We start from the raw sequence: 14551 nt of genomic DNA on the forward strand, positions 1-14551 counted from the left end.
TCGGAAGGATAGCGCAAAAATACCGCAATGTTTTCTTTCGTTAAAACCGCATGTCTGCGGATATCATTTCAAAAATCCACTATTATCCCCACAATTTGTACAAGCAAACAAATACACCTTCCCATATTCTGTTGTATCTGCGTGAGCAGTGTATGTCTGAAAAGGAAGTGAAGATATGAGAAATAACAAGCTTTCCTTTAAAGAAAAAGCAGGAGCCGCACAAGAAGAATGTTTATGTTTTTGCGAGGAAGAAGCAAGCCGTGAAGCGATGTTTCAAGCGCCGATTGAATTGCCTGAGGGGTTTGTCGTTGATCCGGCTGAAGCTGTTGCAGGCGTGACGTGGAATGCAGACGGCCTTTCTTGTGTCATTGAACGCTGTTTCATTGAGACGGGGCCAGAGCCTGATGAAATCGGTGTTCAATTCGCAGTGCGCCTGCAGGGAACTGTTACGCTTCTCGTCAGTGTCTCACCAGTGCGAAATCAATATGGACAAGGGAACGGGTCTGTTTCTGTCATCCGCAATGCAGAGATTGACCAAGTCGTCTATTATTCTGATGAACCCGATGATTGCCCGGATGTCAGTGACATTACGATCGAGAACCTTGTTGTCGTTCCGCCGTTCTATGGCAGTCCTTTATCGGTGACGGGCACGATTGTGTTTGTTCCTGAGCCGGAACCCGTTTATGCGTTTACAGCGAATCCAAATGATCAATCAGTTTCTGTGATTAATACAAACACTCATACTGTTGTGACAACGATTGCTCTACCGTACCGGCCGACAGGTATTGAAATAACTCCGGATAAAAGTGCTGTGTTTGTTTTGCACTTCAACAATAATGTGATTTCTGTCATCGATTATGACACTTTAACAGTGACAGCATCCATACTGCTGGATCAGCCGCCTGGATCGATAAAATGTATCCCAAATCATGAGTTTGCTTATGTTCTCGGCGATACTGCGATTTATGTGATTGGAATTGATACGTTAACTGTGGATAGGTCGATTCCTGTGGAAGGATTTGATTTTGCAATTGATCCCAATGGGTTATTCGCCTATGTTCTTGATTTTGGTTTAGTGCAAAAAGTGGACCTATTCACCGGTGAAGTCACAGGAACGATTGAACGAGATCTTATCGTATCATCCATAGAAACAGATTCTCTGGAGAGGTATGCGTATGTGTTAGAACAAGAATTCTTATTCAATTATTTGACGGTTATTGACTTAAATACGTTTACGATCAGCATTACCCAAGAGCTGGAGCCTGATGGCCAATATGTAATGTTTACGAGTGGATCAGAGGTGTATTTACATGACAGCTTCACTGGCAATTTATATGCTGTCAGTCCGAATGGTGCAGGCGTTATAGGAAATGTTCCGCAATCGGCAAGAGACTTTGCGTTTACTCCGAATGGCGAATTTCTGTATGCTGCTCATTTTTTAGAGCAGAACATCACTGTTTACAACACGGATGATTATTCTGTGGAAACTGTGATATCTCTTGGGGTTTCACCGGGAGATATTGTGATTTAACCAACTGCATGCTGTGCATTTCTAAAAGGACGTGAATTCATGAAAAAGAATGATCTGTCTGCTTTACAGGAAAATTGTTTCTGTTTTTGTGATGAGGAAATTAGCAGAGAAGCGCCGTTTCAAGTGCCGATTGACATTCCCGAGGGGTTCACCATTGATTCTGCCGAAGCAGCTGCGACAGTTACATGGAGTACTGATCATTTATTATGTATCAGTGAGCCTTGCTTAATCCAGACTGGGCCGGAACCAGAAGATATCGGTGTTCGATATGCCGTGAGAGTAAAAGGGACCGTTACGCTTCTTGTCAGTGTGTCGCCTGTACGAAATCAATATGGACAAGGGGACGGGTCTGTTTCTGTGATTCATACTGAAGAGATTGATCAAGTTGTTTATTATGCAGCGCAGTCTGGCCGCTGTCCTGATTTCAGTCAAATAACAGTGGAAGATCTTCTCATTGTACCGCCTTTCTACGGCAGTCCGCTTACGGTGACCGGGACGCTTGTTTTACCGCCACCGCCAGACCCTCAATCGTATGTGTTTACAGCCAATTCAGGAGACAGCACGGTTTCGGTTATTGATTCAGATTTAAACACTGTTGTAAAAACAATCCCTTTTTCTGACGTGCCAACTAATCTAGGCGTTACTTTCGATAAAGCTTTCACGTATGTCCTCCATGGGAATACCAACCTTGTCTCAGTGCTAGATAATAAAACATTAACCATCATAAATACCATCACTGTTGGAGGAGGGCCGAGAAAGGTTGAATTTGATTCAACAGATGAGTTCGCGTACGTGATGGCCGCCGGATCTATATATATGATCAACATGGCCTCTCAATCGGTCATTGATGTCATTCCGATACCCGGCGCTTTAGACTTTGCTCTTGATCCGAATGGACAGTATGTCTATACCGCTAATGGAAGCAGTTGGTCGGTTGATAAATATGATGTAAATACTGGGCAGTTGGTAGAAAGTATCATAGATACATTTGAATTTCCCAGTTTAATTGCCACTCCTTACGCTGGAAATTTTGCGTATGTGTTGAATGGTGAGCTGCTGCCGAAAGGGGTAACGGAGATCAGTTTGTCACCATTAAGCAGGGGAGGCGACTTCAACCGTTTATTTGAAACGCTGAGGACGATTGTATTTTCTCGCGATAGCACTAGGGCTTATTTTCTAGAGCCATATAGTGAACCGTTTCTCATTAATAACTTATACGTAGTTAATACGGCTGGACAGAGGATCATTGCAAACGTGTCTCTGCCCGGCGCCTTTGACCTCGCCGTAACACCTGATAATCAGTACATTTATGCAGCACAGCCCGACGACAATACCGTAACCGTGTACCGCACGAGTGATTATACAGCCATGACGGTGATTCCGGTTGGGACTGGTCCGTCAGCGATTGCGATGTAGCTTATTTCACAGGTTGAGAGAAGCAGAGCTGCGATAAAAAAATCGTTTATAAATAAATGAGCCGATCTGCTGGATGGCAGCCAGGATGATTAAAAACAGCAGTTCACTTACAGTGAAACTGAGCATCCGCCAAACCCCGGCTCCTGTCAGCGCTCCCGCATGCCCTTTTTTGAACAGGCTGACATGCTGGAAAAGCTGCAGCAAGTACGTCCGCATAAAATACAATAAATACAAAATCAGTAACACCGCGAGTCCCATTGATACGGCAAGGGGCGTGTGAAAGCGGAAAGGGACGGCTTTGACGATTTCGAACACGCAGCCGAATATGATGACTTGGCATAATACAGCAGCCATCACGTGTGTTTGGCGGACGTTTTTATAGCTGTCACGCAGCGCTTTGACATCGTTGGCATTTCTGCTGCACAATCTATGTTGCCGGAAGTCGCAGCAGCTTCGATGAGACTGTGTGAGTTTCTGAAAAGCTGCTGTCATGTTTTTTACGGATTGGGTGACATAGTGATATGATTTTCTCTTCTCATAAGGAACTGCTTTTTATGAGGTTTATCTTCAAATCTAATGAGCAATGATGGTAAGATAGAAGCAGTTGAAGTTTACAAGCTGAATGATTATACTATTCAAGTCAAAGTGGAATGATGAAAAGGACGTGTCAAAATGAAGCAAGAGACACCGATAACACTCCATGTGAAGTCTGTGATCGAGGATGACGGAAATGATGAAGTCATCGAATTCCGTACTACCGGATTTTACTATGTAAAACAACAAAAAGTGTATCTATCTTATTATGAAGAACACGACCTAGGCAAAGTAAAAACGATTGTGAAGGTGAGCGAAGGCGAAGTCCTGATCATGAGGTCAGGCGCTGTTAAAATGAATCAGCGTTTCATAACGGGAGCTTCCACAATTGCGAAATATAAAATGTCATTTGGTGAGCTTGAGCTGGAAACAAGCACAAAATCGATTCAATCTGATCTCGGTGAAGAAAAAGGCCGAATCAGCATCGCATATGACATGCATGTCGGAGACGGGCAGCAGCATTTACATAATATGACGATCACGTATGAGGGAGGAACTCACGCATGAACATTGCGGAACAAATGAAGGACGTGCTGAAGGAAGAAATCAAAGCGGCCGTTCTGAAAGCGGGCCTGGCGGACGAAAGCCAGATTCCAAGCGTACTGTTAGAAACGCCGAAAGAAAAAACACACGGTGATTATTCCACAAACATGGCGATGCAGCTGGCGAGAATCGCAAAAAAAGCGCCGCGCCAAATCGCTGAGGAGATCGTGGCATCATTTGATAAAGGCAAAGCTTCCATTGAAAAGATGGATATTGCGGGACCCGGCTTTATCAACTTTTACATGAACAACAGCTACTTAACAAAACTGATTCCGTCCGTGCTTGAAGCGGGTGAACATTACGGAGAGACAAACATCGGACAAGGCGAAAAGATTCAGGTCGAATTCGTATCAGCCAACCCGACGGGAGATCTTCACTTAGGCCATGCGCGCGGCGCGGCGGTAGGTGACGCGCTGTGCAGCGTGCTTTCTAAAGCGGGCTATGATGTGAGCCGCGAATACTATATTAATGATGCGGGCAACCAGATTAACAACCTGGCGCTTTCCGTTGAAGTCCGTTATTTTGAAGCGCTCGGTCTCGAGAAACCGATGCCGGAAGACGGCTACCGCGGCGAGGATATTATCGCCATCGGGAAAAAGCTTGCCGAAGATTTCGGCGACCGTTTCGTACACGAAGAGGAGAGCGAACGTCAGGCGTTTTTCCGTGAATACGGCTTAAAGTACGAGCTTGATAAACTTCGCTCCGACCTGGAAAATTTCCGCGTGCCGTTTGACGTATGGTATTCTGAAACGTCACTGTACGAAAACGGAAAAATTGATCAGGCGCTTGAGGCGCTTCGCGAAAAGGGCCATGTATACGAAGAGGACGGCGCGACATGGTTCCGCTCCACATCGTTCGGCGACGATAAAGACCGTGTGCTGATCAAAAAAGACGGCTCATACACTTATTTGCTGCCGGATATCGCATACCATAAAGACAAACTTGACCGCGGATTCGACAAGCTCATCAATGTATGGGGCGCGGATCACCACGGGTATATTCCGCGTATGAAAGCGGCGATTGAAGCGCTCGGTTACAAGAAAGGCACATTGGAAGTTGAGATCATTCAGCTCGTTCATTTATACAAAAACGGCGAAAAAATGAAGATGAGCAAACGTACGGGGAAAGCCGTAACGATGCGCGACCTGATTGAAGAAGTCGGCTTGGATGCCGTGCGTTATTTCTTCGCGATGCGCAGCGCTGATACGCACATGGATTTTGACTTGGATCTTGCCGTATCCACATCTAACGAAAACCCTGTGTATTATGCACAATACGCACATGCACGTATTTGCAGCATGCTTCGCCAAGGGGAGGAGCAGGGACTTAAACCGGCGGCAGATCTTGATTTCAGCCATATTCAATCAGAAAAAGAATATGACCTGCTGAAAACGATCGGCGGCTTCCCTGAGGCAGTGGCAGAAGCGGCGGAAAAACGCATTCCTCACCGTGTCACAAACTATATTTATGATCTGGCTTCCGCTCTGCACAGCTTCTACAATGCGGAGAAAGTCATCGATCCGGAAAATAAAGAGAAGAGCCGCGCGCGTCTCGCTTTAATGAAGGCGACGCAAATTACGCTGAACAATGCGCTTCAGCTGATCGGCGTATCCGCTCCGGAAAAAATGTAATGATGATCAAAGGACAAAGTCTTCGGGCTTTGTTCTTTTTTGTATATAAAGCGTGTGATGTAATTCACAATCCCGCACACTGAGTTTTTGTATGATAAGACTGATATTGAATCAGTGAAAGGGGCAAGCCGAATGATCAATCGTCAACATATTCAATTATCGTTGCAGTCATTAAGCTTAGTGGCAGGGTTTATGGTGTGGGTGCTGATTTCATCGCTCATTTCTCAAATGACATCAGATATTCATTTAAGCAAAGGCGAGATTTCATTGGTGACGGCGATTCCCGTTATTCTCGGATCGCTTCTCCGTATTCCTTTAGGATATTTAACGAACAGGTATGGGGCGCGGCTGATGTTTATGATCAGCTTCATCCTGCTTTTGTTTCCTGTATTTTGGATCAGTATCGCGGATTCTTTATTTGATTTAATCGCGGGCGGCTTTTTCTTAGGGATCGGGGGAGCGGTATTCTCCATCGGAGTGACGTCCCTCCCGAAATATTATCCGAAAGAAAAGCACGGTGTCGTCAATGGGATTTACGGTGCCGGAAACATCGGGACCGCCGTTACTACCTTTGCGGCGCCGGTTATCGCTCAAGCCGCGGGATGGAAAGCAACCGTGCAGATGTATCTTGTTTTGCTGGCTGTTTTCGCATTATTGCACGTTTTGTTCGGCGACCGGCATGAGAAGAAAGTCAAAGTTTCCATAAAGACACAAATGAAAGCCGTTTACCGAAATCATGTGCTGTGGATGTTGAGCCTGTTTTATTTTATTACGTTCGGCGCCTTTGTCGCCTTTACCATCTATCTTCCGAATTTTTTGGTTGAGCATTTTGGGCTGAGCCCTGCGGACGCCGGTCTGCGGACGGCCGGCTTTATTGCGGTCTCTACACTGCTCAGGCCTGTGGGAGGGTTTCTTGCAGATAAACTGAGCCCGCTCCGCATTCTGATGTTCGTTTTCGCAGGGCTTACGCTGTCAGGGGTCATGCTGTCATTCTCCCCGACGATCGGCCTTTATGCGTTCGGATCGCTGACGGTGGCAGTCTGCTCAGGGATTGGAAACGGGACGGTATTTAAACTGGTGCCTTTCTATTTTTCGAAGCAAGCGGGGATTGCCAACGGAATTGTGTCTGCCATGGGCGGACTGGGCGGTTTTTTCCCTCCGCTGATTCTGGCAAGTGTATTTCAGGCAACAGGCCAATACGCGATCGGGTTTATGGCGCTTTCAGAGGTCGCGTTAGCCAGCTTTGTCCTTGTGATCTGGATGTATTGGCAGGAAAGAATGAAAACACATACGGAGAGAAACAGTCAGAGCCTCAATTCATAATGATCCATTCACAAGATTGTTAGTTTTTTCTGGGTGAGTGCAAATCAAGTCACGTTACAATATACATACGCAACGTGACTTTCTTCGAGGTGAGCTCATGAATATTCTCTCTGTCCGAAAATCTGATAAAGAACTTCTTTCCCGCGAACTGCATGAATTGCTGGAATCGATCAGTACGAAAAGGAAAATGAAAAAACATACTTATTTGTTTCAAGAAGGAATGGATGCAAAAGAGCTTTATCTGATTCAGTCAGGACTCATTGAAATCGGCAAACTGACGTCTGACGGAAAAGACCTGACGCTTAGAATCTGCCAAAAAAACGATATTGTCGGGGAATTGACGCTATTCACAGATGAGCCGAGATATATGCTCAGTGCGAAAGTGTTAGAGGATGGCGAGGTGCTCGTCATTAATAAAAACAAGCTGGAAAAGGAATTGATCCAAAACGGTGTTTTGACGTTTGAATTTATGAAATGGATGAGCACCCATCTTCGAAAAATCCAGTCCAAGATCAGGGACCTGCTTCTTCACGGCAAAAAGGGGGCGCTCTATTCTACTCTTATCCGCTTATCAAACAGCTACGGGGTAGTGCGAAACGACGGGATTCTGATTAACATTGTGCTGACAAATCAGGATTTGGCTAAGTTTTGCGCGGCGGCAAGGGAGAGTGTCAACCGCATGCTGGGAGACCTCCGCAAACAAGGGGTTATTTCGATAGACGAAACCGGAAAAATTATTTTGCACAAGCGGGACTATTTACGATTCGAGATCGAGTGTGAAAATTGTCCGCTGGAGATCTGCAATATTGACTGAAAAAAACAAGGGCAGCCGGTGTCCTTGTTTTTCAGCTTGTGATACATATACACATGACGGCGAAAAAGAAGCCGGCATTTACGATTTCCAGAATGCCGATCGTTTTCACCGGCCAGTCTCTTCCGTGAAAAAACCAGGCCCGCAGACTGCTTGGGATAAAAGCGAGAAACGCCCATCCTGCCCCGAGAAGAGCCGATAAAAAGGGGAGCAAGAGGTGATATCCCCACGACCAGTATGCAAACCTTCTGTTTTTTCTCTCCCGTATGACCGATTTCACATAAAAAGAACTCCCGACAAAAAATAAAGCGGATTGCAAGAATAGAAACCAAGCCCAGCTGTCAAGGGTTCCCGTTCCCAGCCAGCAGCTCGCAAGCCCGCCTGAACAAAAGAACAGAACACCCGCAATATCATTCGTGAGCGCCCGTTCGTTTTTTCGGCGGGCATAATGCGTATGTATGAGAAACAGCGGCAATAAAAAAACGCCGATCCAGACGAGCTGCGGCCTATGATAGACAGAAATGATCAAAAAGCAGCAGGCCGGAAAACCGTAATACCATATCCACTTTTGATAGGGCTGAAGCTGTTTTTTTTTCAAAGCGAGCGAAACGGGATAAACCGCTAAGTAAAGGAACAGCCAGCCCAGAAAGAGCGGAATATGCCAGAAAACCGGGCCTCCCTTGACCATGCCGAGTAAAAATGGAATCAGCAGCATCGCCCATGCGCCGTGCTGCTTCGGAATCATCGCCTTCATCGAAACCCTCCTTTTTATTTCATTATAAGTACAAACACTCTCCTGATAAGTGACTTTTATCATACAAGCTGTGAAATACATCACTGCCGCGCGGGCTCAATCGGGCTACACTAAAGCTATCCTTAGCACAGGAGGCTTTCCTATGAATCAGTGTGACTATTTATTATTTCTGAAACAACTTCCTATGTTTAATGAAGTGCCTCTGTCCATTGTCGAAACCTTGCTGAAAAACGGGACGTTTATCCGCGGCTCATCTGACCAATCTCCATCCTTTCTTCATTCACAATCCGTTTATATTGTATTAAAAGGCAATATCCGTTTTACGGACAGCAGGCTCCCTGAAGGGTCGCAAACCGTTGCGCTGTGGGAAAAAGGCGATGTGTTTCCGATTGATGAAAAAGGCGGGCTCTCTTTATCGCCTTTTATCTCAGTCAATGCCTCACCGGATATTCTGGTACTCCATATTCCATATTCCGTATTTAAGCAAATGATGTCTTACCATCCGCGGCTGCAAATGAACTTTTTGGCGATGCTTCAGCAAAATGTCTTCTGTTCCTATCAGTTGTTTTTGCGGTATCTGCATACATCACGGGATGAAAACGCCGAACCCGGTTCTTAAACAGAACCGGTTTTTTTTGATGACGCCGGGCGTCCCCATATCGTTTGAAAATCCTTCCTGCTGCTCTGTGTGAACGTTTTGTGAAAAAAGCAGAGTGTGTGACATAGTTCACAAGGTGATGCGCCGTCTCTGTTTATAGTGTACATAGCATTACCTGACTCGGAAGGAGTGAACGATCATGAAGAAAAAGAAAATGAGTCCGTTGCTCAGGAGATTAAACTATTTTTCTCCTACCGAACATCATTCAAATAACCATAGCCAAACGACAAGCGAAGATCGTGATTGGGAGAATGTATACAGAAACAGATGGCAGTACGACAAAGTCGTTCGCTCCACCCACGGCGTCAACTGCACGGGTTCTTGCAGCTGGAATATTTATGTGAAAAACGGAATTGTCACGTGGGAAGGACAAAACTTGAATTATCCATCAACAGGCCCGGATATGCCTGATTTCGAACCGAGAGGCTGCCCGCGGGGGGCCAGTTTTTCTTGGTACATCTACAGCCCGCTCCGTGTGAAATATCCATATGTGCGAGGTGTGCTGATCAATTTGTGGCGGGAAGCATTGCAGACGCATCAAAATCCGCTGGATGCCTGGAAATCGATCGTCGAAAACCCTGAAAAAGCGAAGTCCTATAAACAGGCAAGAGGGAAAGGCGGCTTTGTCCGCGCGGAATGGCCGGAGGTGCTGAAGCTGATTTCGGCCTCTCTGCTGTATACAGTGATGAAATACGGGCCTGACCGGAATGTCGGTTTTTCTCCGATCCCGGCGATGTCCATGATCAGCCACGCATCAGGTTCGCGATTCATGTCTTTAATCGGCGGCCCAATGCTCAGTTTTTATGACTGGTATGCGGATCTTCCGCCGGCGTCCCCGCAAATTTGGGGCGACCAGACGGACGTTCCGGAAAGCAGTGATTGGTACAATTCAGGCTATATCATCACATGGGGCTCCAACGTGCCGTTAACGAGAACGCCTGATGCGCATTTTCTGGCGGAAGCCCGCTATAAAGGCGCTAAAGTCATTTCGATCAGTCCCGATTTTGCGGAATCCTCAAAGTTTGCGGATGACTGGCTGAGTATCCGCCAGGGGACTGACGGGGCGCTTGCGATGGCGATGGGTCACGTCATTTTGCAGGAATTTTACGTGAACCAAGAAACTGAACGTTTTATTGAGTACGCGAAGCAATACACCGATTTTCCATTCTTCGTCACTCTTTCAAAAGAGAACGGCGTGTATACAGCGGGACGGTTTCTGCATGCAAAAGACATCGGGCGGCAGACAAAAAATGATCAGTGGAAGCCGGCGGTCTGGAATGAACAGACAGGTGCGTTTGCCATACCGCAAGGCACAATGGGCTCCCGCTGGGACGGGCAGCAGAAATGGAATCTGCACATGATCGACGAAGACACCGGGGAACAGATTGAGCCCCGTCTCTCCGTGCTCGGAATAGAGGACGAAATCGGCTCAGTGCGCATTCCGTATTTTTCAGATGACGGAAACAAAGTGCTTGAGCGGAATCTTCCTATTAAAAAACTGGACCTGAACGGTGAAGAGACGTACGTCACGACCGTGTTTGACTTGATATTGGCCAACTACGGCGTGAACCGGGGCATCGGCGGACAATCAGCCGCATCCTATGATGATCCCCGTCCGTTCACACCTGCCTGGCAGGAAAAGATTACGGGAATTAAAAGAGAAGCCGTTATACAGATTGCCAGGGAGTTTGCCCAAAATGCGATCGATACAGACGGCAGATCCATGATTATCGTAGGGGCGGGCATTAACCACTGGTTCAACTCCGACACGATTTACCGTGCGGTGTTAAATCTTGTTTTACTCGTAGGCGCCCAAGGCGTAAACGGCGGAGGCTGGGCCCATTACGTGGGGCAGGAAAAGCTCCGTCCGGCTGAAGGGTGGCAGACGATTGCCACCGCAAAGGACTGGGAAGGCGTGCCTAAACTGCAAAACGGCACCTCATTTTTTTACTTTGCGACAGACCAGTGGCGTTATGAAGACCAGCCGATCAGTGACTTGGCTTCACCGATCGCCGCGTCATCCCGCTACAAGCATCACGCCGATTACAATGTGCTGGCGGCGCGATTAGGGTGGCTTCCGTCTTACCCGACATTCAATCAAAACGGCATTGATCTGTACAAAGAAGCTGAGAAAGCGGGGGCGGCGACACCTGAAGACGTAGGTGCGTACGTGGCCTCACGGCTTCAAGAAAAAAAACTGAAATTCGCGATTGAAGACCCTGACAATGAAGTGAATTTCCCAAGAAATCTCTTCGTATGGCGGGCAAATCTGATCTCAAGCTCAGGGAAAGGGCATGAATATTTTCTCAAGCATCTGCTGGGGACGACGAACGGTCTGATGAATGACGACAGCGACAGCATCCGCCCTGAAGAAATCAAATGGCGGGAGCAGGCGCCGGAAGGCAAGCTCGACTTGTTAATCAATCTTGATTTTCGAATGGCGGGTACGGCGCTGTATTCCGATATCGTGCTGCCGGCGGCGACATGGTATGAAAAACACGATCTCAGCAGTACGGATATGCATCCGTTTATTCATCCATTTGCTCCGGCCATCTCGGCGCCGTGGGAATCGAAGTCAGACTGGGATATTTTTAAGGCGCTGTCAAAAGCCGTTTCCGATCTGGCGGAAGAAGTCGATATGGAGCCGGTAAATGAGGTAGTCGCAACGCCGCTTCTCCACGACACGATGCAGGAATTGGCCCAGCCGTTCGGCAAAATCAATGACTGGAGCAAGGGTGAATGTGAAGCCATTCCGGGAAAAACGATGCCGAACATCCATGTCGTTGAACGGGATTACAAACACATTTTTCATAAAATGACCGCGCTCGGCCCTCATACGGCTTTAAAACCGAGCGGAACAAAAGGGATGAGCTGGTCGATTGCGGATGAATATGAATCACTCAAACAGAGACTGGGAGAAACTAATTCAAACAGCGTTGCCAAAGGATGCCCGAATATAAGTGAAGCGAAGCAGGCGGCGGAAGCGATTTTAACCCTGTCGTCCACCTCCAATGGAAAAGTCGCCGTGAAAGCATGGGAATCGCTTGAAAACATTACCGATCTGGAGCTGAAAGACCTGGCGGAAGAGCGCGAGGAAGAATGCTTTACGTTCGAGCAAATTACAGCCCAGCCGAAAACGGTCATCACCTCTCCGGCCTTTACCGGTTCAGAAAAAGGAGGGCGCAGGTACTCGCCGTTTACTACGAATGTGGAAAAATTAATTCCGTGGCGGACGCTGACCGGCAGACAATCCTATTATGTCGATCATGAACTGATGATGGAATTCGGTGAAGCGATGGCGACATTTAAACCGATCCTCCAGCACCGTCCGTTCCTAAGCAAGCGGCCTGATCAAGAGGGCAAAGAAATCGTTCTTAATTATTTGACGCCGCATAATAAATGGTCCGTCCACAGCATGTATTTTGATTCTCTGCCGATGCTGACGCTGTTCCGCGGCGGGCCGACCGTGTGGATGAATAAAGATGACGCAGAGGACACGGATATCAAAGACAACGATTGGATTGAATGCTTCAACCGAAACGGCGTTGTCGTCGCGAGAGCGGTTTTGTCTCACCGGATTCCTAAAGGAATGGCGTTTATGCACCATGCCCAGGACCGCCACATCAATGTGCCCGGCACAAAACTGACGAATAACCGCGGAGGCACCCATAACAGCCCGACAAGGATTCACGTCAAGCCGACCCAGATGATCGGGGGCTATGCACAGCTGAGTTACGGCTTTAACTATTACGGTCCGACGGGGAATCAGCGCGACCTGAATGTCGTCATCCGCAAGCTGAAGGAGGTCGATTGGCTTGAAGATTAAAGCGCAGATCGGGATGGTCATGAACTTGGATAAATGCATCGGCTGCCACACGTGCAGCGTCACCTGCAAAAACACATGGACAAACCGTTCCGGTGCGGAATATATGTACTTCAATAATGTAGAAACAAAGCCCGGCATCGGCTACCCGAAGCAATGGGAGGACCAGGACAAATATAAAGGCGGCTGGACGTTGAAAAAAGGAAAGCTTGAACTGAAATCAGGCCCGAAAACGAATCGGCTCGCAGGCCTTTTCTATAACCCGAACCAGCCGACGATTGATGACTACTATGAACCTTGGAACTATGATTATGAAACATTAACAAACAGCCCGCAAAAAAAGCACCAGCCGGTGGCGCGCCCGAAATCGTCCTTGACGGGGGATTTTATGAATATCGAATGGGGTCCGAACTGGGAGGATGATCTCGCGGGCGGCCATATTACAGGGCTTGAAGATCCAAACGTGCAAAAAATGGAGGAATCGATCAAAACAGAATTCGATGAAGTCTTTATGATGTATCTGCCGCGTATTTGCGAACACTGCATCAATCCGGCGTGCGTGTCCTCCTGCCCGTCCGGCGCCATGTACAAACGTGAGGAGGACGGCATTGTGCTTGTTGATCAAAATGCATGCCGTTCATGGAGATATTGCGTCTCATCGTGTCCTTATAAAAAAGTCTATTTTAACTGGCAAACGAACAAAGCGGAAAAATGCACACTCTGCTTTCCGCGTTTGGAGGCGGGGCTGCCGACTATTTGCTCTGAAACGTGTGTGGGCAGAATCCGCTATCTCGGCGTCATGCTGTATGATGCGGACAAAGTGGAGGAAGCGGCCTCTGTTGAAAATGAAAAGGATCTCTACCATTCCCAACTGGACGTTTTTCTTGATCCGAATGATCCTGAGATTGCCAAACTGGCAAAAGAACAAGGCATCCCGGCTGAATGGATAGAAGCGGCGCAGCAATCGCCGATCTATAAAATGATCATTGACTGGAAGATTGCGCTTCCGCTTCACCCTGAGTACCGTACGCTGCCGATGGTTTGGTACATTCCGCCGCTCAGCCCGATTATGAATTTCTTTGAAGGAAAAGGCAGCCGGCAAACGGCGGAAGCGATTTTTCCGGCTATCGACCAAATGAGAATTCCGATTGACTATTTGGCGCAGCTGTTAACGGCGGGGGATACGGATCATATTCGATCCACGTTAAAGAAAATGTCTGTCATGCGCCAGTATATGAGGGCGGTTCAGACGAATAAATCCATGGACCCGGCATTGGTCTCCAGTGTCGGCTTAACAGAACAGCAAATTAAAGACATGTATCGGCTGCTGGCAATCGCCAAATATGATGACCGTTTTGTGATCCCGAGCAGCCATCGAGAAGAAGTGTCAGATTTATATGCTGAACAAGGGAGCTGCGGCTTATCATTTTCAGGCGGCCCGGGCTCTTGTTTCTAATTTTTCATAAA

General features: G+C 47.4%; 10 protein-coding genes and 1 pseudogene. 9 read left to right on the top strand and 2 right to left on the bottom strand.

What is annotated here, in order from left to right; translation table 11 throughout:
• Positions 1–175 precede the first annotated feature (175 nt).
• Positions 176–1531 (top strand): YncE family protein, encoded by a 1356-nt coding sequence (locus AC1RRX_RS00295; RefSeq protein WP_144463839.1) that lies wholly within the window; start codon positions 176–178, stop codon positions 1529–1531.
• 39 nt (positions 1532–1570) lie between these two features.
• Positions 1571–2947 carry a YncE family protein gene (locus AC1RRX_RS00300; RefSeq protein ID WP_144463840.1) on the top strand — a complete coding sequence of 459 codons (1377 nt, stop codon included), beginning with the start codon at positions 1571–1573 and terminating at the stop codon, positions 2945–2947.
• A gap of 6 nt (positions 2948–2953) precedes the next feature.
• On the opposite strand, the pseudogene AC1RRX_RS00305 reads toward AC1RRX_RS00300, so the two are convergent.
• Positions 2954–3466 (bottom strand): annotated as a pseudogene (locus AC1RRX_RS00305) (bacteriocin biosynthesis protein AlbG); the annotation flags it as partial.
• 153 nt (positions 3467–3619) lie between these two features.
• On the opposite strand from AC1RRX_RS00305, the gene AC1RRX_RS00310 reads away from it, so the two are divergent.
• The 4 genes from AC1RRX_RS00310 to fnr all read left to right on the top strand — a co-directional run bounded on the left by AC1RRX_RS00310 (position 3620) and on the right by fnr (position 7852).
• Positions 3620–4048 carry a YwiB family protein gene (locus AC1RRX_RS00310; protein ID WP_007407634.1) on the top strand — a complete coding sequence of 143 codons (429 nt, stop codon included), beginning with the start codon at positions 3620–3622 and terminating at the stop codon, positions 4046–4048.
• Positions 4045–5715, top strand: a complete 1671-nt coding sequence (argS, locus tag AC1RRX_RS00315) for an arginine--tRNA ligase (RefSeq protein ID WP_094032563.1) — start codon at positions 4045–4047, stop codon at positions 5713–5715. Before AC1RRX_RS00310 ends, argS begins: the two co-directional genes overlap by 4 nt.
• Positions 5716–5847: 132 nt before the next feature.
• Positions 5848–7038 carry a nitrate transporter NarK gene (gene narK / locus AC1RRX_RS00320; RefSeq protein ID WP_007407632.1) on the top strand — a complete coding sequence of 397 codons (1191 nt, stop codon included), beginning with the start codon at positions 5848–5850 and terminating at the stop codon, positions 7036–7038.
• Positions 7039–7135: 97 nt separating this feature from the next.
• The gene (gene fnr / locus AC1RRX_RS00325) at positions 7136–7852 is read left to right on the top strand and encodes a fumarate/nitrate reduction transcriptional regulator Fnr (RefSeq protein ID WP_144463841.1); all 717 of its coding nucleotides are present in this window, start codon (positions 7136–7138) and stop codon (positions 7850–7852) included.
• 31 nt (positions 7853–7883) lie between these two features.
• Here fnr and AC1RRX_RS00330 read toward each other — a convergent pair whose 3' ends face one another.
• A complete protein-coding gene (locus AC1RRX_RS00330) occupies positions 7884–8603 on the bottom strand; it encodes a YwiC-like family protein (RefSeq protein ID WP_144463842.1) in 720 nt (239 codons plus the stop codon).
• 142 nt (positions 8604–8745) lie between these two features.
• On the opposite strand from AC1RRX_RS00330, the gene AC1RRX_RS00335 reads away from it, so the two are divergent.
• The 3 genes from AC1RRX_RS00335 to narH all read left to right on the top strand — a co-directional run bounded on the left by AC1RRX_RS00335 (position 8746) and on the right by narH (position 14540).
• On the top strand, positions 8746–9222 hold the full coding sequence (locus AC1RRX_RS00335) for a cyclic nucleotide-binding domain-containing protein (RefSeq protein ID WP_007407629.1): 477 nt from the start codon (positions 8746–8748) through the stop codon (positions 9220–9222).
• A 178-nt stretch (positions 9223–9400) separates the two neighbouring features.
• Positions 9401–13087 (top strand): nitrate reductase subunit alpha, encoded by a 3687-nt coding sequence (locus AC1RRX_RS00340; protein ID WP_144463843.1) that lies wholly within the window; start codon positions 9401–9403, stop codon positions 13085–13087.
• Positions 13077–14540, top strand: coding sequence for a nitrate reductase subunit beta (narH, locus tag AC1RRX_RS00345; RefSeq protein ID WP_136803238.1), 1464 nt, complete (start codon positions 13077–13079; stop codon positions 14538–14540). The genes AC1RRX_RS00340 and narH overlap by 11 nt, the downstream gene beginning before the upstream one ends.
• Positions 14541–14551 lie beyond the last annotated feature (11 nt).

It is taken from the genome of Bacillus sp. GW821-FHT11D08 (assembly GCF_058808515.1).